The following is a 19,643-nucleotide window of genomic DNA, read 5'->3' as shown; positions in this document are numbered from 1 at the left end:
TTTACTATGCTTATAATCACCGCTGTATTTTCATCTTATTATCAATTAGATAAAAAGAAGTTAACACTACGTAAGAGGTAAAAATAACAAATATACCTCAGGGTCAAATAAAAATAGAGAGTAAAATATGTTAAATAAAAAACTACTTGCTGTAGTTATCGCGGGTGCACTAGGACTAGGCGGTTGCAACTCAAATAACGACGACCAAACAAGTACTGTTGCTGCAGATATTAATTTACGAGTGATGGAAACAACTGATCTTCATACTAATATGATGGATTATAACTACTACTCAGGTAAAGAAGACAAGACTATTGGTCTTGTACGTACTGCCAGTTTGATCAATGCCGCTCGCGCTGAAGTAACAAACTCGGTGTTAGTCGACAATGGCGATTTATTACAAGGTAGTCCGATGGGAGACTATATTGCCAATAAATTTAAAACTGACAGTAACACGCTTACCGAGACCCATCCCGTCTACAAAGCAATGAATACCTTAGACTATGAAGTCGGCAATATTGGTAACCACGAATTTAACTACGGTTTATCGTTTCTTGAGCAATCTATATCCGGTGCAAACTTCCCTTATATTAACTCAAATGTCATTTGTGCTGATAAAGACGGCTGCTGGGATAATGTATTATTTAATGAGAATATGTTCACACCGTATATTATTAAAGACAAAGTGGTCCTTGATGTCGACGGTAATGAGCACACCATAAAAATAGGCTATATCGGTTTTGTACCACCACAGGTTTTACAATGGGATAAAGCTAACTTAGAAGGTAAAGTTGAAGTATTAGGCATAGTTCAAGCGGCTAATAAATTTATTCCGCAAATGAAAGCTGAAGGTGCTGACATTATTTTAGCCATTCCGCATTCAGGAATTGGATCAAGTGAAAACCCTGGTGATCCATGGGCTGAAAACGCAACTTATGCACTCACCAATGTTGCTGGCATCGATGCTATCTTCTTTGGTCACAGCCACTCGGTATTCCCTGCTGCAACCTACAGTGATTTACCTAATACCGACGTAGAAAAAGGTTTATTAAATGGTATCCCTGCAGTGATGCCTGGTCGTTGGGGAGATAACTTAGGCGTTGTTGACTTAGTGGTGCGTCAAGTTGAAGGTAAATGGACCGTAATCCATGAAGAATCAACGGCTAAAGCACGCCCTATTTACGACAATGCCAATAAAATTGCCTTGGTTGAAGGTGAAGCAAGCTTACGTAATGCGATTGAAATTGAACACCAAGGTACGATTGAATACGTCAGCCAACCTATCGGTGTTGCTGCCGCCAATATGTACAGTTTCTTAACACTGGTGCAAGATGATCCAACTGTGCAAATTGTTTCAGATGCCCAAATTGCCCGCGTTAAAACATTAATTACCGATGATCTAAAAGATTTACCTATTTTGTCTGCTTCTGCACCATTTAAAGCCGGTGGACGCTATGCTGAAGGTGATGCTAGCCAGTATGTGCAGGTTGATGAAGGTAATTTATCTTATAAAAATGCCGCTGACTTATATCTGTACCCAAATACCATGGTAGCAGTTAAAGCGACTGGGGCTGAGTTAAAAGACTGGTTGGAATGCTCAGCAAATCAGTTTAATCAAATTGATCCAACCGTGAGTGCTCCTCAAAACTTGATTAACCGCGCCGGCCACCCAACCTATAACTTTGACGTAATTGATGGTTTAACTTACAAAATTGATGTGACCCAACCGAGTAAGTTTGATCGGGATTGTAAAGTCGTTAACCCAGATGCAAATCGAATTGTTGACTTGGCTTATACAGATGCAGACTCAAAGGTTATCACCGGTGATGATTTGGCTGCTATGTCATTTGTTGTAGCATCAAATAACTACCGTGCATTTGGTGGGGCATTTGCAGGTACTGGTTCTGATCATGTAGTACTTGAGCTACCTGATACCAACCGTGATGCATTGTCTGCTTATATTACTGAGCAATCAAAGCCTAATGCTACTGGCGGATATGATGCTATGGTTGATCCATCAGCTGATTACAACTGGGACTTTAAAACCATAGATAATGCCACCGTGGCATTAGACATTCGTTTTGAAACTCAAGACAGCGATGTTGCCGACAAGTTCGTTGCTGATAACCAACAACGTAAAATGGTCAAGTTACCTAAAACAGCTGATGTAGTGTCAGGATTTGCTATTTACAGCATCGACCTAACAACGCCGGTTGCTGCTAAGTAATAATTATCCAATAAAAAAGGCGCTATATGCGCCTTTTTCTTAATACCTTTGCAAGATATAAGCATAACGTTATGGCATCAACTGTATAGTCAGACAATTATTGTTCAAATCACTACTCTTCAAACAACTGGGCCATTTTTTGAATTTGTACTAATGGAACATGATGCTGGTTTCGTTGAGCACAAAGCTGTTGATGCGGCTCATCTTTAGGTTGTCCAACTAATACTACATTAACTTTATAACCTAATGCTTTAGCCGCTGCCTCATAAGCCATAAATTCCCACTTGGCAATATTGGTATTATCACAAATCACAATCGGTTCACTTCGGGCTAATGCTTGGATAAATGCTGTTAAATTAGCCTGATGATACTGCGCAATTTTTTGCGGATTAAAGCGATATTCACCTTGATAATAAAAATAGCGATCTGTTGAAAAGTAACCGTGTTGTCGAATATGAATCGCCTGCTCAATACCTTGAGATATAATAAATTGTTCAGCCCAATAAGACTTACCACTACCAGGTAAGCCACGCATGATAATGGCTAACTTTGGCACTGTCACCTCATTGTTCGTCCCATCAACTAACACTTTACTCACTACCAATCACCTTACCCGCTAAAATATCTGCCACTAAACTTGGTAAAATATCACCTGCTTTACCGGTAAAATGATATTGGAACTGACTGTGGCGATCAGCAGGATCGAGATTAACTTCTACCGTCTGTGCACCATGATGATTAGCGCTATCGACAAAACCGGCTGCAGGATAAACGGTACCAGAAGTGCCGATGGCTATAAACAAATCACAATTATCTAAAGCATCATGAATTCTATCCATACCAAACGGCATTTCGCCAAACCACACAATATGTGGTCTTAAACGCTTACCTGGAATACAACAGGTACAGCAATTGTCAGCGCCAAATGGCTCACGTAAAATAAATGTTTGTAATGATTGTGGACAGCGACCCTTAGCAAGTTCACCGTGCATATGCAGCAATCGTTTAGAGCCTGCCCGCTCATGCAAATCATCAACATTTTGGGTTATAACTAACAACTCACCCGTAAATTCGGTCTCAAGCTTGGCTAATGCTAAATGTGCAGCATTGGGAACAACATCATCACTGTGTAATTGTTGCCAGCGACTATTATAAAAACGCTCAACGAGTTCAATATCTCTGGCATAGCCTTCTGGAGTGGCAACATCTTCAATATGATGCTGTTCCCATAAGCCATGCTGATCTCTAAATGTGCTCATACCCGACTCAGCAGATATACCCGCGCCGGTTAGCACTACAATTTGCCGGTACATTGATTATCCTTTAGTGTGATGATGTAAAATATAATGCCATATACTTTCAATACGATATCAAAAATACGCCCATACGTTTCAAAATGTTGTGACTTGACGGCCTAAAAAGCCATTTTATCGATAATATAATCATATCGAATTAGCCAATTGGCACAATAATCCCTTAGTATAAGTAAGTTTATTGAGAGATTAGTAACAAATAATATCAACTTCAGCGAGTGTTTTGCTAAATATGCTCCATATAGGTTGATTAAGCACCTTAAGAGGTTTATGTTTTTAAACTCAAGACATATAATGATTAGAATATCCACCGATGAACCGATTGGTTCTGCAATCAAGAGATTAGCAATGACAGATGGAAATCAAGCGCTCAAAAAAGCCGGATTAAAAATAACCCTGCCGCGAGTTAAAATTCTAGAACTGATGCAAGAACCAAATAATCAGCATATCAGTGCAGAAGACTTATACAAAAAGTTACTCGAAATTGGTGAGGAAATTGGCCTTGCTACTGTGTATAGAGTATTAAACCAGTTTGATGATGCTGGCATTCTTAATCGTCATCATTTTGAAAGTGGCAAAGCGGTGTTTGAATTATCGACTCAGCAACACCACGACCATTTGGTTTGTCTGACCTGTGATAAAGTCATTGAGTTTTCTGATGATGTAATTGAGCGTCGTCAAGACGAAATCGCCATGCGTCATAACATCAAGTTAACTCACCATAGCTTGTACCTTTATGGTCGTTGCACCAACGATACATGTGATCACGCTGACGAATAGTCTATATGTGGGCAACAAATAAACCAGCAAATTTGCTGGTTTTTTATTGCTTGAAATTTATCATCTGCATCTCTTTTTGGGGTAAAAAGTATAGAACTGGGAGCCGTACATAGCACACAAGTGCGGATGGCATTGTAAAAAGTCTTATTAAATAAATACGGTTAAATTAACAGTGTTAACCATAGACTGAAACTCAGCACAGATAACAAGGTCGATAATACCACTGTGCTGCCCAAGGTTGATTCATGCTGTTTAAGCTCTGTAGCAATTAAATAAGCATTAACACCTAATGGCGAGGCGCTAAGTAACACTAACATCGCCGTATTTTGTAATGTTAACTGAAACACAAAATGCGCCATCACATACACTAATGCGGGTAACAAGATAATTTTCAAACTACTTGCCACTAATGCTAAACGCCAATGATCGCCAATCCGATAGAAACTTAAATTAGCGCCTAGAACAAATAATGCACAGGCTAATGCCGGTTTTGCGAGTAATGCTAGCCCTGCACTAAGCTGTTCCCCCAAGTTAATACTTATCGCATTAGCTAAAATGCCCAAGCTAATGCTCATCACCACCGGATTGAGTAGCATAGAACGAGTAAATCGACGCCACGAAAAGCCTTGTTTTTGCGCGCGTGCCGCTAAGATAAATGTCAACGCAAACAAGGTAGCACTATGAAAAGTAATGATCATAAATACCTGCCCGATCATCGTGTCGCCCAAGGCGGCGGTAATGATCGGTAATCCGACCAATACAGTATTAGAATAACAGCTGCCTAGGGCAAAAACGGCACTGGCATCTCGGCTTTGTTGTGCTACTGGACTACAATATCGATTAATTAGATAACCAATGGTAAATACCACCACGACCGGCATATAAAAAGCCAGCAACGCAAGTGGATCAATACTTTGTGCCAGTGGCGCAGCCAACATATTGATAAATAAAAATGCCGGAATGCTGACATAAAAAGTGAATTTGCTGATGCCTGCAATATGTTCTTGAGTAAAAAAGCCCACTCGGGTTAAGCCATAGCCTAGGGTGACCATAAACATTAACGGGAAAATAATACTCACTATATGCATAACAACCTTACTAACGCTGAGGTAACCTAAACTTATAATAGGCGATAACAATCTCAACCGTACTGAGAAAAAAGCAATAAAAAAAGGCGCCTAAGCGCCTTTTTAAGCCGAGTAAATATTACCAGCCAGTACGAATACGTAATGCTTTACCGATATCAGCTAAAGAGCGAACAGTCGTAACACCAGCAGCTTCTAAAGCAGCAAATTTATCAGCAGCAGTACCTTTACCACCAGCGATAATTGCGCCAGCATGACCCATACGCTTACCTTCTGGTGCAGTAACACCAGCAATGTAAGACACAACAGGCTTAGTTACGTGTGCTTTGATATATTCAGCCGCTTCTTCTTCAGCGTTACCACCGATTTCACCGATCATTACAATCGCTTCAGTCTGTGGATCGTTTTGGAACATTTCCAATACGTCGATGAAGTTAGTACCAGGAATTGGGTCGCCACCGATACCTACACAAGTAGATTGGCCGAAACCTTCGTCAGTCGTTTGCTTAACCGCTTCGTACGTTAATGTACCAGAGCGAGAAACAATACCAACTTTACCTGGCTTGTGAATGTGACCAGGCATAATACCAATCTTACATTCACCAGGAGTGATTACGCCTGGGCAGTTAGGACCGATCATGCGAACGCCAGTTTCTTCAAGCTTCACTTTCACTTGCAGCATATCAAGTGTAGGAATACCTTCAGTGATACAAACGATTAGCTGAATGCCAGCATCAATTGCTTCAAGAATTGCATCTTTACAAAATGGTGCAGGAACGTAGATAACAGATGCTGTTGCACCAGTTTGTGCTACTGCATCTTTAACTGTGTTAAATACTGGAAGACCAAGGTGAACTTGACCACCTTTTCCAGGAGAAACACCGCCAACCATTTGCGTGCCATAAGCAATCGCCTGCTCAGAGTGGAAAGTACCCTGACCACCAGTGAAACCTTGACAGATCACCTTGGTATCTTTGTTAATTAAAACAGACATTATTTGCCCTCCGCAGCTTTAACAACTTGCTCAGCCGCGTCAGTTAGACTTGTTGCCGCGATGATATCAAGACCAGACTTAGCCAATACTTCACGACCTAATTCGGCGTTAGTACCTTCAAGACGAACAACTACTGGCACTTTAACGCCAACTTCTTTAACTGCACCGATAATACCTTCAGCGATCATATCGCAACGTACGATACCACCGAAGATGTTAACCAATACCGCTTTAACATTGCTGTCAGAAAGAATGATTTTAAAGGCTTCAGCAACACGTTCTTTAGTTGCTCCACCGCCAACGTCTAAGAAGTTAGCTGGTTTGCCGCCGTGTAGGTTTACGATGTCCATTGTACCCATTGCTAGGCCTGCACCGTTCACCATACAACCTACGTTACCGTCTAAAGCAACATAGTTTAATTCAAATTTAGCAGCATGTGCTTCACGAGCATCATCTTGTGATGGATCGTGCATCGCTTTGATTTTTGGCTGGCGATATAATGCGTTGCCATCAATACCAATTTTGCCATCTAAACAGTGAAGGTTGCCTTCAGTAGTGATAACAAGTGGATTGATTTCTAATAATGCAAAATCATGGTCGTTAAACATGTTCGCAAGACCCATAAAGATCTTAGTGAACTGCTTCATTTGTGTTGGGTTTAAACCTAACTTGAAGCCAAGATCGCGAGCTTGGAAAGCTTGCGGACCCGTTAACGGATCGATGATTGCTGTATGAATAAGTTCTGGCGTTTCTTCAGCCACTTTTTCAATTTCAACACCACCTTCAGTCGACGCCATGAACACAACGCGACGAGTGCTACGGTCAACAACTGCACCTAAGTACAATTCGTTGGCGATATCAGTACAGCTTTCAACTAGAATTTTAGCAACTGGCTGACCTTTAGCATCAGTCTGGTACGTTACTAAGTTCTTGCCTAACCAGTTTTCAGCGAATGCTCTGATTTCGTCTTTACTACCGGTAACTTTAACGCCACCTGCTTTACCACGGCCGCCTGCGTGTACTTGACACTTAACAACCCATAAATTTCCGCCAATGTGGCCAGCTGCTTCAACTGCTTCTTGAGCAGTATCACATGCAAAGCCTTCAGAGACTGGTAAACCATATTCGGCAAATAAAGATTTTGCCTGATACTCATGCAAATTCATGATGATCTATCCATATACTTCTAATCAAATCCAACTGGCTCAATATGAGCCAGCGACGAGGGTTTATCTACTGACTTATAGATCAAGCAGCAGACGAGTTGGATCTTCTAAGAAGTCTTTAATCGCAACTAAGAAGCCAACTGACTCACGACCATCAACAATACGATGATCGTAAGAGAGTGCTAGGTACATCATAGGCAGGATTTCAACCTGACCATTTACTGCCATTGGGCGATCTTTAATAGCATGCATGCCTAAGATTGCGCTTTGTGGCAGGTTCAAAATTGGAGTCGACATTAACGAACCGAACACACCACCGTTGGTGACTGTGAAGTTACCGCCAGTCATATCTGCAACAGATAGCTTTCCGTCACGGCCTTTGATAGCCAATTCACGAACTGCTTTTTCAATTTCAGCAAGACTCATGGTATCGGTATCACGTAATACTGGTGTTACCAGACCACGAGGTGTCGATACTGCAATGCTGATATCAAAATAGTTGTGATACACAATATCATCACCGTCAATAGACGCATTCACTTCTGGAAAACGCTTTAACGCTTCTGTTACTGCTTTGATATAGAAAGACATAAAGCCTAAACGAATACCATGGCGTTTTTCAAAAATGTCTTGATACTGTTTACGAATATCCATGATTGGCTTCATGTTGACTTCGTTAAACGTGGTCAACATTGCCGTTGAATTTTTCGCTTCTAAAAGACGTTTAGCAATGGTTTTACGAAGACGTGACATTGGAACACGCTTCTCACTACGACCTTCAAGTGGTGCAACAGGTGCAGCTGGCGCGGTTTTAGCTGGTGCAGACTTAAGAAATGCATCAACATCATCCTTAGTCACACGTCCGCCAACACCAGAACCTTTAATTTTGCTGGCATCAAGATTGTGCTCTGCAATCACACGACGTACTGAAGGACTCAATGCATCGTTAGATTCATCAGTAGCCGCTTCGGTAGATGCCGCAGCAGAAGGCGCTGACGCTTCAGCTTTAGTCACTTCTTGGCCAGAAACTGCACCAGCGACAAAATTAGCAATCACTTGCTCACCTAAAACGGTGTCACCTTCTTGGAATAACAATTCAGAGATTGAACCATCTTCAGGTGCAACCACTTCTAAAACAACTTTATCAGTCTCGATATCAACTAAGTTTTGATCACGAGTCACCTGCTCACCAGGTTTAACATGCCAAGTAGCAATAGTTGCATCAGCAACAGATTCTGGTAATACGGGTACCTTAATTTCGATACTCATGGAAAGCTTCCCTTATATAAATTATCTATTACGACAGTTTTAATGCGCTATTAACTAATGATTCTTGCTGCTGTACGTGCAAGCCAGGATAACCACATGCTGGTGCAGCAGACGCTTCACGACCGGCATAAGTTAATTGACCACCTGCAGGAATATTAGCCCAGAAATGATGCTGACTACAGTACCATGCACCTTGGTTTTGCGGTTCTTCCTGACACCAAACAAAATCAGTAACATGTTGATAAGTTTCTAATGCTGCACGAAGTTCCACATCAGGGAACGGATACAACTGCTCAACACGCACGATGGCAACGTTAGTGACATTCTCTTTGCGACGTTTTTCAAGTAACTCGAAATACACCTTGCCACTACAGAATACAACACGGTCAACTTTACTTGCGTCTAAGGTATCAACCTCACCGATGATATTTTGGAAAGTACCTTCAGCAAGCTCTTCTAAGCTAGACACAGCTAATGGATGACGCAATAAAGATTTAGGCGACATTACCACTAATGGACGACGCATCGGACGAACAACTTGGCGACGAAGCATGTGATAAACTTGCGCCGGAGTTGATGGCACACACACTTGCATATTGTGGTTAGCACATAGTTGCAAGAAGCGCTCTAAACGGGCACTTGAATGCTCAGGGCCTTGACCTTCATAACCATGAGGTAGCAGCATAGTGAGACCACATAAACGGCCCCATTTTTGCTCACCAGACGATAAGAATTGATCAATTACCACTTGGGCACAGTTAACGAAATCGCCAAACTGCGCTTCCCAAATGGTTAAACCACCTGGTTCTGCTGTGGCGTAACCGTATTCAAATGCCAACACTGAAGCTTCAGACAATACCGAGTCAATAATATCAATTGGCCCTTGCTCATCTGCCACATTACGCAAAGGTAAATAGGTAGTGCCGTCTTTTTGGCTGTGCAATACCGCATGACGATGGAAGAATGTGCCACGACCAGAGTCTTGACCGGTAATCCGCACACGCTTGTTGTCTTCAAGGATAGAAGCATAAGCTAGCGTTTCTGCGAAACCCCAATCAAGTAACTTCTCGCCTTTTGCCATCGCAGTTCTGTCGCCATAAATTTTGGCAACGCGAGATTGCAGCGGATGATTATCAGGAATATCGACTAACTTATTGGCTAAGTTTTGTAGACGGTCCATCGACATCGCACCGGCATAATCTTCATCCCATTCACGATTGAGATAAGGTGTCCAATCAACCGTATGCAGCGTCATTGGACGCCACTCTTTAACAACACAATCACCGGCATCTAATGCATCACGATAATGATTAATCAAACCAGTCACTTCATCGGCTGGAATACTATTTTCAGCGATTAACTTATCTGCATAGATTTTACGTGGCGTTGGATGTTTTTTGATTTTAGCGTACATTAGCGGCTGTGTAGCACTAGGCTCATCAGCTTCATTATGGCCATGACGGCGATAACACACTAAATCAATAACCACATCGCGTTTAAACTCATTACGATAATCAACTGCAAGTTGCGAAATAAACGCCACCGCTTCTGGGTCGTCAGAGTTGACATGGAAAATTGGCGCCTGAACCATCTTAGCGATATCAGTACAATATTCGGTTGAACGAGTGTCGGCATGGTTAGATGTGGTAAAACCAACTTGGTTATTGACCACAATCCGAATGCTACCACCAATGGTAAAACCACGTGTTTGAGACATGTTAAACGTCTCTTGCACAATGCCTTGACCCGTTATAGCAGAGTCACCATGAATAGTAATTGGCATCACTTGCAGGCCATCTTTACAACCACGACGATCTTGACGAGCGCGAACTGAACCAATAACCACTGGATTAACGATCTCTAAGTGAGATGGGTTAAAGGCTAACGCTAAATGGACATTACCACCTGGCGTTTCAAAATCTGATGAGAAACCCTGATGATATTTAACATCACCTGAACCATGGGTATCAGCGTGTTTACCAGCAAATTCGTCAAACAATTCAGCAGGACGTTTACCTAACACGTTAATAAGCAGGTTTAAACGACCACGGTGAGCCATGCCAACAACGATTTCTTTGGTACCCGCTTCACCGGCACGGTAAATGATTTCACGCATCATAGGAACGAGCGAATCACCACCTTCTAGGGAGAAACGTTTAGCTCCAGGGAATTTAGCACCAAGGTATTTTTCGATACCTTCTGCAGCATTCAACCCTTCAAGAATACGCTTTTTAACATCGTTACCGTATTGGGCTTTACCTAATGTCGGTTCAAGACGTTGTTGGATCCAACGTTTTTCATCGGTATCAGTAATATGCATGTATTCAGCACCAATAGAGCCACAGTAGGTGCTCTTTAATGCATGAATAATGTCAGCAAGCTTCATGGTTTCACCGCCGAGGGCGAATGAACCAGTATTAAACTGACGCTGCATGTCTTCTACAGTTAAGCCGTGATAAGCAGGATCTAACTCCTGAACAACCTCACGCTTCCACAATCCTAATGGATCTAAATTGGCATTTTGATGGCCACGGAAACGATGGGCATTGATCAATTGCAGGACTTTAACTTGCTTCGCGTCTAGCTCTGGATCGGTTACGCTGTTTGCGTTTTTAAAACGACCTTCTAGGGCTAAGCTACGGAAATAGTCACGGACTTTAGAGTGGGCTGTTTCGGGTACGTCTACTGAAGCACCGTTAACGGGAGGGAGATTATCAAAAACAAGCTGCCAATCAGCAGTAACTGATTGCGGATCTTCTTGATAGGCTTCATACATCTCTTCTACGTAGGTCGAGTTCGAACCACTTAAATACGACGACTCGAGCCAAGCTTTCATGATGCCTTGGTGCATTGTTATTCCTTTCAAACTTGATACACGTGCTAGCCATAAACATAACAGTGAGTAACATAAGTTACATCACACGTAGACTGAAACTATCTTAAAAAACCTAATTTCAGGAGGTATTGCATAAACACACAAAAGAGCCATCCCCGTTATTGGAGATGACTCTTAATAGAGCTAATAAGTCAGACTATTTTGCTCTTCTTGGTGCATTAAACTGCCCGCTTTAGCAGCATCGACTTAATATGACCAATCGCTTTCGTTGGGTTTAATCCTTTAGGACAAACATCAACACAGTTCATGATGCCATGACAACGGAACACACTGTACGCATCATCTAGATCAGATAAACGCTCTTCAGTTGCCGTGTCGCGGCTGTCAATTAAGAAACGATAAGCATGTAATAAACCACTTGGTCCGATAAATTTATCCGGATTCCACCAGAATGATGGACAAGCAGTTGAACAACATGCGCACAAGATACATTCGTATAAACCATCTAAATGAGCGCGCTCTTCAGGTGATTGTAAATGTTCGCGAACAGGTGCCTTTTCATCATTAATCAGGAAAGGCTTAATCTTTTCATATTGCTTGTAGAACTGAGTCAAGTCGACGACTAAATCTCGAACTACTGGCATGCCTGGTAATGGACGGACTTCAATTTTCTTCCCTTTAAAGGTTGAAATTGGTGTAATACACGCCAATCCATTTTTACCATTCATGTTAACACCGTCAGAACCACACACACCTTCACGGCATGAACGACGGAACGCAAGCGTTGGGTCTTGTTCTTTCAGTTTAATTAACGCATCTAACACCATCATATCAGAGCCATCTGGCACTTCTAGGGTGTAATCCTTCATATAAGGCTTGGTATCTACATCAGGATTATAACGATACAATGCAAATGTTAATTTCATCTTTTGCAACTCCTGCCTAATAGGTACGTTTTACTGGTGGAAACGCATCGCGCAATTTAGGTGTCATGTTGACATCACGTTTACTCATAGCGGTAGTGACTGGGTCAAATATGCTATGACATAACCAATTATCATCATCACGATCTAAATAATCTTCACGAGAATGCGCACCACGGCTTTCAGTACGGAAGTTAGCTGCATAAGCCGTTGCCAGCGCGGTGGCCATCAAGTTGTCTAATTCTAAGCATTCAATACGTTGAGTGTTAAATTCTGTTGAATTATCAGATAACTTGGCATTTTCAAGACGCTTTTGAATTGCTTGAAGCTGTTCTAAACCTTCTGCCATGGCTTCGCCACTGCGGAAAACAGAGAAATTTAACTGCATGCACAATTGAAGGTCTTTACGGATAACCGAAGGATCTTCACCGTCTTTGTTGCTTTCCCAACGATTAAGACGTGTAAGTGATGCACTTATTTCTTCGTCTGTAGCCGCTTTAGGCTCAGGTGTTTCGTCTAACGCTTTACCTAAATGCTGACCGGCAGCACGTCCAAACACCACTAAATCAAGTAGTGAGTTACCACCTAAACGGTTTGCACCATGTACTGATACACAGGCAATCTCACCCACAGCAAACAAACCTAATACATCTTGCTCGGTGCCATCGTTATTCTGGCGAATAACTTGTCCACTCACTTTAGTCGGTAAACCGCCCATCATATAATGACAAGTCGGGATCACAGGAATTGGACCATCAGCTGGATCAATGTGGGCAAAAGTACGGGATAATTCACATACACCAGGAAGACGTGCTTCAAGGGTTTCTTTACCTAAATGATCAAGTTTAAGCAACAAATGCGGACCTAATGGACCGTCTAAACCACGACCTTCACGAATTTCAGTCATCATTGAACGTGCTACCACGTCACGAGATGCCAAATCTTTCGCATTAGGAGCATAGCGTTCCATGAAACGTTCGCCATCTTTATTTAAAAGATATCCACCTTCACCACGACAACCCTCAGTCACCAATGTGCCTGCACCAGCAATACCCGTAGGGTGGAACTGCCACATTTCCATATCTTGTAACTGAACACCAGCGCGAGCTGCAATACCAACGCCGTCACCGGTATTGATATGAGCATTGGTGGTAGACGCGTAAATACGCCCTGCACCGCCGGTGGCTAAAATAGTGGCTTTGGCTTTGAAATAAACAATATCACCGGTTTCGATTTCAATCGCAGTACAACCGACAACAACGTCATCTTCATTTTTAACCAAATCTAAGGCATACCACTCAGAATAAACGTCAGTTTTATGTTTAACGTTTTGTTGATATAAACAATGAAGCAGTGCATGGCCTGTTCGGTCAGCAGCAGCGGCAGTTCGAGCGGCTTGCTCGCCACCAAAGTTTCTAGACTGACCACCAAACGGACGTTGGTAAATGGTGCCGTTTTCAAAACGAGAGAAAGGTAAACCCATTTGCTCAAGTTCGATGATGGCTTCAGGACCTGTTTTACACATAAATTCGATGGCTTCTTGGTCACCGATAAAATCGGAACCTTTAACCGTGTCATACATGTGTTGTTCCCAATGATCTTCGTGTGCATTACCTAATGCTACGGTGATACCACCTTGAGCAGAAACGGTATGTGAACGAGTAGGGAATACTTTAGATAACAGCGCGCAGCTCTTACCTTCTTTAGAAATCTGTAATGCTGCTCGCATACCTGCGCCACCGGCGCCGATCACAATTGCATCAAATTCGCGTACTGGAATACTCACTTAAACACCCCACACTATTACTATGCCTGAAGCTAAATAACTCAATGCGATAACAACAAAAGTAAACTGTAGTACACCACGCAACGCTGTATTTTTGACATAATCAGTCAACACTTGCCATACACCAATCCAAGCATGGATAAGCAAAGCAACCAACGTTATAAGAGTAAAGACTTTCATTGGAAGTGAACTGAATAAGCCACTCCAAATTTCGAAAGTTAACGGGGCACTACACGCGATAAAACCTACTAAGAAAATAGTATAACAAGCGAGGATCACTGCACTTGCGCGTAATAGAATATAGTCATGAACACCACTACGTCCAAAACTTGCTGCATTTGTTACCATACCCAAATCCCCGCTATGATTGATAGAACCGCTGCTAAAGCAAACGTAGCTTTAGCTGATGCTGTACCCGAAGCTAACTCTTCCCAGCGACCAGTATCCATAATCAGATGACGAATGCCACCTAACAAGTGATAACCTAACGCGGTTAGAATGCCCCAAAGGATGAACTTCATCACGAAACCATCGAACAAGGATTGTACGCTAGCGAACCCTTCTGCTGATGTTAAAGTCGAATTTAACAACCATAGAAGAATACCAATAGCAAATAGCATGATAACACCGGAAACACGGTGTAGGATTGACGCGATCGCTGTTGCAGGAAAGCGAATCGTCTGCAGGTCTAGATGGACAGGTCTTTGCTTTTTCACGTTCTGCTCACTCAGCTCCGTCGAGCATTATTTTTGTTATATATCTGTTATTTGTTTAACCACTAACGCTAACACTTAGCTTACGTTTTAAAACAAATAACAGATCACTCTAAAACATCTAATCAGTTGAGAAACCACTATTTAGTGCGTAAATTAATCGTTTCTAAACTGTGACGTTAGTCTCCCTTAGGGACGCAGGCAAGTATACTCGCGGGAATTGTCAAATACAAACATCACATTATGCAAAATAAGTTTTTTTACTGTTTTTTTAATTTAATTCAAGCCTAGAGCGGTTTACAGCAGACATATACCTTGGTCTAACGAATTTAAACGCTTATTTAAATTGATCTGTGATCCCGATCCACTGTAAAGTAATGACCGCTTAACATGCCGCACTCATATAGAAGAATGAAGTAAGGAGAACGGGGTATGGCTGATAATATAGCCAAATTAGAGTTACCAGGAAACGATTCAATCGACCTACCTATTAAGAAAGGTACTGAAGGTTTTGACGTTATCGACATCAGTACACTTGGAAAAAAAGGGTATTTCACCTTCGATCCAGGCTTTTTAGCTACTGCATCTTGTGAGTCAGCAATTACTTATATCGACGGTGAGCAAGGTATCTTGTTGCATCGTGGTTATCCAATTGACCAACTTGCTACTGAATCGACATACTTAGATTTATGCTACTTGCTATTGTATGGTGAATTACCGTCTAAAGCTGATTACGAACAATTTGTTTCCACAGTGAAAGAACACACTATGGTTCACGAGCAAATTGCATTCTTTTTCAGAGGTTTCCGCCGTGACGCACACCCAATGGCAATGCTATGTGGTGTAACGGGTGCATTATCTGCTTTCTATCAAGATTCTCTTGATGTTAACAATCCAAAGCATCGTGAAATTGCAGCTTACCGCTTAGTGTCGAAAATGCCGACAATCGCAGCGATGTGCTACAAGTACTCAATGGGGCAACCTTTTGTTTACCCACGTAACGATTTAAGTTACGCAGGTAACTTCTTGTCGATGATGTTTGCTACTCCTTGTGAAGAGTACAAAGTCAACCCAGTTGTTGAAAAAGCGATGGACCGTATTTTTGTATTACATGCTGATCACGAGCAAAATGCATCTACATCTACTGTTCGTTTAGCCGGTTCTTCAGGCGCTAATCCATTTGCATGTATTGCAGCGGGTATTGCTTCGTTGTGGGGCCCAGCTCATGGTGGTGCTAACGAAGCTTGCTTAGAAATGTTAGAAGAAATCGGCAGCGTTGATCGTATTCCTGAGTTTATCGAGAAAGCGAAAGACAAAAACGACCCATTCCGTCTAATGGGCTTTGGCCATCGTGTTTATAAGAACTTCGACCCTCGCGCTAAAGTGATGCGTGAAACCTGTCATGAAGTGCTTAAAGAACTGAAAGTGGTTGATCCATTATTAGACGTGGCAATGGAACTTGAGCGTATCGCTCTTGAAGATGAGTACTTCATCTCTAAGAAGCTATACCCGAACGTTGATTTCTACTCTGGTATCATCATGAAAGCCATTGGTATCCCTAACGATATGTTCACAGTGCTATTTGCATTGTCTCGTACTGTTGGTTGGATTTCACATTGGAAAGAAATGTTAGATCAACCAGGCCATAAGATCAGCCGTCCTCGTCAGTTATACACTGGTGAGTCTGCGCGTGATTTTGTGAGCGTTGATAAGCGTTAATCATCTGATTAACCAAACAGAAAAAAGCGCCGAAAGGCGCTTTTTTGTTACTTAAAGGTAATTTACAACGGCTATATCAGGTTCTACTTGTTTGCTTGAGTTCGGAATATCATGACGGTTGATATTATTCCGATAATCTCTCGCGAATATAAACCATCTCTTCTCGGAAAAAATTTTTCTCAATGTCATTATCTTCATTATTAATAATATACTGCAAACTTTTTGAAGCGTCTTGCCAAAATTCCAATTCTTTGTATATGTTATACAGGGCTTTATGAACTGAAACTAATTGATGTTTTGTCAGTGATTTATTTTTTTTATGATTCAAGTAATCATTATAAAGCTTAATCGACTGACTAAGATCCCTTTCAACAAAAGACCCATTACTATAAATCCAAGCTAATATTTTGATAGCTTCAACATCATCGGCTTGTGCATTTTTTTTTGCTTCATTGACATAACGAGTCCCATCACCTGTATAGTATCCAATGTAAAGAAGTGATTTCCAACTTCCCATCGAATAAGCTTTTTCACACCACTCTTCTAGACTATATGGTGCAAACATTGAACTTTTTGCACACTGTTGTGCAGCCTGTTCTACTGTTAAGTTTGGATCGTTAATATCGATTGCATGCCATAAACTATTTGCTTGCACATAGTGGCAAATTGAGTTTAAAACTAACAATATAAAAAGACTTATCCTTACCATTGCAACTCACCATCTGAATTGACCCGTTTTTCAGGAATATGAACCTGAAAAGACTTAATAGCTGACTTATAGGGAAACCCTTCACGGTAAAAGTATTGCTGCTTAAGCGGAGTATCTTCAGCAGAGCCCTCTTTGCAATCATTTTCGGTTAGACACAACATACCTCCAATAAAGTCTACAAAGACAACATTATGTATCCCTTGCTTTTGGATTAAAGTATCAATACCTTCTTGATAAGATGCAGCTTCAACAGCATGCCACCGATGCATGAAAGCCAGCACACGATGTTGATTGGATTCTTTTATGATACTCACAATATTATTTGTCCAGCTATCATTGCGTTTGCTATGAGTATCTTTACAAATACCCGCCTCGGCATTGTCAGACGAGCAAGCTGCATCAAGACTTGCCATTTGATCTAATGTCATGTCCAAAGCAACTATTTTCAAACCTGCAGTTCTTGCTGCTTTAACAAGTTCACCGTATGCATGAGGAACTAAATATCCCCATGCCCAATTATCATTAAAGTAACGCTGAATAACTTCAAATCCCTTACCTGTACGTTGATAGAATGCCACTTGCTCCTTCATTGATTGTGGTAACATCTCTATAGCAAAATGGGTAAAGCCAGCTGCTTTTAATTGTTTGATCGCTTTAATCGCTTCATATTTATAACCAGCGGTGTTGTGATTAGACTCACCTAGCATAACTAAGCGAGCATTACCTGCCATCGTTTTGTAATTTACATCCGTGTTAATTTTATTCATTATTTGTCCGTGATTTTTATTAAAACTTAACAGTCTAATTTTTGAAATAATACTACTTACACCAATCTGCTACAGAAACAATACCCATCAACTTTTCTTTATTTTCAGCTAACCATACATCGATCGCTGTTGAAGGTTTGAATTCAGAGCCAGTACCCGGCCAGTAGTAATTCCCAGCACTATCTAAACACAGCGCGACATAAACTGGAGTCGAATTAAAAACGACATCTTCACCTTGCTCGACAAGCATTTCATAGTTTATGTTTTTGTGAGATTCACCTTTATAAGTATCGAGGACTTCAGCAAAAAAAACCTGCTTTTCTAATCCATCATTCTGAGCCGTTACTTCCACTTTAGTGACTTTTAATTTAGCAAGATAATGTACATTTTTTATAGCTTGTATAAAGCCGTTTAATTCTGATGAGGCTTCGTTTTGAGCGAGCGCTGGATGGATAACACCTACTAACAAGAATAGGAGAACTATGATATTTTTCATTATGCTTCACTTCCTGCAATCGATGACTTTTGAGTATAAACAGGTAAACTGGCAGATGATGAGTCAAAGTTAGAAGGAACAACAAAAGCATCCCACACCTCTTTTTTATACTTAGAAACTTTCACACTATTACTTTGATTACCTCCGAGCATAAACAAATAATTACCATCAACGCTTTGCCCTACGACAAAAGCAACATGTCCGCCCCCTTGCCTTGATTTGATGCCTATAGCACCGTAAACAGGTTGAGTTATTGGTTTACCAAAATCAATCCATGATTTGGCTCTAAAAGCATTTTTGACAGGTTCAATATTATTTTGTTTCATCACCCAAGCAACAAAAGACCCACACCAGGCATTTTGCCCCCCACTGTCATCACTTCCCCAAAACTTAGACGCCTTAAAATATTCTAAAATTTGAGGGTTTGCTTTAGTGCCTGCAACTTCGGATTCACCCACCTCATTAACTGCTGTTTTCATCCAAAAAGCATTAGTTACAGGCATTTTTAAAGAGGTATTTACATTAGGAAACCCGTCTACAATCAACAGTTTTTCATTCATCTTTCGATAAGTTCGACCATTCGCGTCAATTTTGCCATCTGGACGTACCATATTAAGTACTTTGCTTTGAAACAATTTAATCGCTGCAACAGTTTTAGAGCTTTCAGGCCTAGAGCCTAAACGGCCATCAACAATTAATGATTTTGTAGGAGGAATGAATTTAAGTAGTTTATTTAAACCGCTTTGAACTGTTTTTACATCGTTAGCTCCACCCAGCCCGACAGCTTGAGTTATTTTTATTGATTACATCGTATTATCCTTGTCATTATTGGTGTAAAGCAGAAGTTAAATCTGCAGATT

At 41.3% G+C, this 19,643-nt stretch carries 18 protein-coding genes; 3 read left to right on the top strand and 15 right to left on the bottom strand.

Annotation, left to right across the window (positions count from 1 at the left end; translation table 11 throughout):
• Positions 1 to 127: 127 nt before the first annotated feature.
• Positions 128 to 2,227, top strand: coding sequence for a bifunctional 2',3'-cyclic-nucleotide 2'-phosphodiesterase/3'-nucleotidase (locus tag ACED29_RS12865; RefSeq protein ID WP_371697826.1), 2,100 nt, complete (start codon positions 128 to 130; stop codon positions 2,225 to 2,227).
• A 112-nt stretch (positions 2,228 to 2,339) separates the two neighbouring features.
• Here ACED29_RS12865 and ACED29_RS12860 read toward each other — a convergent pair whose 3' ends face one another.
• Both ACED29_RS12860 and cobB read right to left on the bottom strand, forming a co-directional pair.
• Positions 2,340 to 2,762, bottom strand: coding sequence for an AAA family ATPase (locus ACED29_RS12860; protein ID WP_220487551.1), 423 nt, complete (start codon positions 2,760 to 2,762; stop codon positions 2,340 to 2,342).
• Positions 2,763 to 2,817: 55 nt separating this feature from the next.
• The gene (gene cobB, locus ACED29_RS12855) at positions 2,818 to 3,540 is read right to left on the bottom strand and encodes a Sir2 family NAD+-dependent deacetylase (protein ID WP_182722740.1); all 723 of its coding nucleotides are present in this window, start codon (positions 3,538 to 3,540) and stop codon (positions 2,818 to 2,820) included.
• A gap of 348 nt (positions 3,541 to 3,888) precedes the next feature.
• Here cobB and fur point away from each other — a divergent pair, with 348 nt between their 5' ends.
• A complete protein-coding gene (gene fur, locus ACED29_RS12850; RefSeq protein ID WP_124015998.1) occupies positions 3,889 to 4,320 on the top strand; it encodes a ferric iron uptake transcriptional regulator in 432 nt (143 codons plus the stop codon).
• A gap of 161 nt (positions 4,321 to 4,481) precedes the next feature.
• Here the strand turns inward: fur and ACED29_RS12845 are convergent, their stop codons facing one another.
• The 9 genes from ACED29_RS12845 to sdhC all read right to left on the bottom strand — a co-directional run bounded on the left by ACED29_RS12845 (position 4,482) and on the right by sdhC (position 15,095).
• Positions 4,482 to 5,408 (bottom strand): AEC family transporter, encoded by a 927-nt coding sequence (locus tag ACED29_RS12845; protein ID WP_371697825.1) that lies wholly within the window; start codon positions 5,406 to 5,408, stop codon positions 4,482 to 4,484.
• A 118-nt stretch (positions 5,409 to 5,526) separates the two neighbouring features.
• Complete coding sequence (sucD, locus tag ACED29_RS12840) at positions 5,527 to 6,399, bottom strand: succinate--CoA ligase subunit alpha (RefSeq protein WP_124015813.1); 873 nt, start codon at positions 6,397 to 6,399, stop codon at positions 5,527 to 5,529.
• On the bottom strand, positions 6,399 to 7,565 hold the full coding sequence (sucC, locus tag ACED29_RS12835) for an ADP-forming succinate--CoA ligase subunit beta (RefSeq protein ID WP_124015812.1): 1,167 nt from the start codon (positions 7,563 to 7,565) through the stop codon (positions 6,399 to 6,401). The genes sucD and sucC overlap by 1 nt, the downstream gene beginning before the upstream one ends.
• Before the next feature lie 75 nt (positions 7,566 to 7,640).
• Positions 7,641 to 8,834: a 2-oxoglutarate dehydrogenase complex dihydrolipoyllysine-residue succinyltransferase gene (odhB, locus tag ACED29_RS12830; protein WP_124015811.1), complete on the bottom strand. Its 1,194-nt coding sequence runs from the start codon at positions 8,832 to 8,834 to the stop codon at positions 7,641 to 7,643.
• Positions 8,835 to 8,862: 28 nt separating this feature from the next.
• Positions 8,863 to 11,685, bottom strand: coding sequence for a 2-oxoglutarate dehydrogenase E1 component (sucA, locus tag ACED29_RS12825; protein ID WP_124015810.1), 2,823 nt, complete (start codon positions 11,683 to 11,685; stop codon positions 8,863 to 8,865).
• Between the two features lie 203 nt (positions 11,686 to 11,888).
• Positions 11,889 to 12,596 carry a succinate dehydrogenase iron-sulfur subunit gene (locus tag ACED29_RS12820; RefSeq protein WP_124015809.1) on the bottom strand — a complete coding sequence of 236 codons (708 nt, stop codon included), beginning with the start codon at positions 12,594 to 12,596 and terminating at the stop codon, positions 11,889 to 11,891.
• A gap of 16 nt (positions 12,597 to 12,612) precedes the next feature.
• The gene (gene sdhA, locus ACED29_RS12815) at positions 12,613 to 14,379 is read right to left on the bottom strand and encodes a succinate dehydrogenase flavoprotein subunit (protein ID WP_124015808.1); all 1,767 of its coding nucleotides are present in this window, start codon (positions 14,377 to 14,379) and stop codon (positions 12,613 to 12,615) included.
• Positions 14,380 to 14,727, bottom strand: coding sequence for a succinate dehydrogenase, hydrophobic membrane anchor protein (gene sdhD / locus ACED29_RS12810; RefSeq protein WP_124015807.1), 348 nt, complete (start codon positions 14,725 to 14,727; stop codon positions 14,380 to 14,382). It abuts the gene before it with no gap.
• Positions 14,721 to 15,095, bottom strand: a complete 375-nt coding sequence (gene sdhC / locus ACED29_RS12805; protein WP_124015806.1) for a succinate dehydrogenase cytochrome b556 subunit — start codon at positions 15,093 to 15,095, stop codon at positions 14,721 to 14,723. The genes sdhD and sdhC overlap by 7 nt, the downstream gene beginning before the upstream one ends.
• Before the next feature lie 429 nt (positions 15,096 to 15,524).
• Here sdhC and ACED29_RS12800 point away from each other — a divergent pair, with 429 nt between their 5' ends.
• Positions 15,525 to 16,811 carry a citrate synthase gene (locus tag ACED29_RS12800; RefSeq protein ID WP_124015805.1) on the top strand — a complete coding sequence of 429 codons (1,287 nt, stop codon included), beginning with the start codon at positions 15,525 to 15,527 and terminating at the stop codon, positions 16,809 to 16,811.
• 124 nt (positions 16,812 to 16,935) lie between these two features.
• Here the strand turns inward: ACED29_RS12800 and ACED29_RS12795 are convergent, their stop codons facing one another.
• Genes ACED29_RS12795 through ACED29_RS12780 form a run of 4 tightly spaced genes read right to left on the bottom strand, consistent with a single transcriptional unit; the run spans position 16,936 to position 19,394 of the window.
• Positions 16,936 to 17,520, bottom strand: a complete 585-nt coding sequence (locus ACED29_RS12795) for a hypothetical protein (protein ID WP_371697824.1) — start codon at positions 17,518 to 17,520, stop codon at positions 16,936 to 16,938.
• Positions 17,514 to 18,287 (bottom strand): ChaN family lipoprotein, encoded by a 774-nt coding sequence (locus ACED29_RS12790; RefSeq protein ID WP_371697823.1) that lies wholly within the window; start codon positions 18,285 to 18,287, stop codon positions 17,514 to 17,516. Before ACED29_RS12790 ends, ACED29_RS12795 begins: the two co-directional genes overlap by 7 nt.
• 52 nt (positions 18,288 to 18,339) lie before the next feature.
• The gene (locus ACED29_RS12785) at positions 18,340 to 18,783 is read right to left on the bottom strand and encodes a hypothetical protein (protein WP_182741703.1); all 444 of its coding nucleotides are present in this window, start codon (positions 18,781 to 18,783) and stop codon (positions 18,340 to 18,342) included.
• A complete protein-coding gene (locus ACED29_RS12780) occupies positions 18,783 to 19,394 on the bottom strand; it encodes a TIGR02594 family protein (RefSeq protein ID WP_371697822.1) in 612 nt (203 codons plus the stop codon). Before ACED29_RS12780 ends, ACED29_RS12785 begins: the two co-directional genes overlap by 1 nt.
• Positions 19,395 to 19,643: the final 249 nt, after the last annotated feature.

It is taken from the genome of Shewanella sp. 5S214, from assembly GCF_041439795.1.
GTDB classification, from domain to species: domain Bacteria; phylum Pseudomonadota; class Gammaproteobacteria; order Enterobacterales; family Shewanellaceae; genus Shewanella; species Shewanella vesiculosa.
This window is presented reverse-complemented; position numbering and strand designations above follow the sequence as displayed.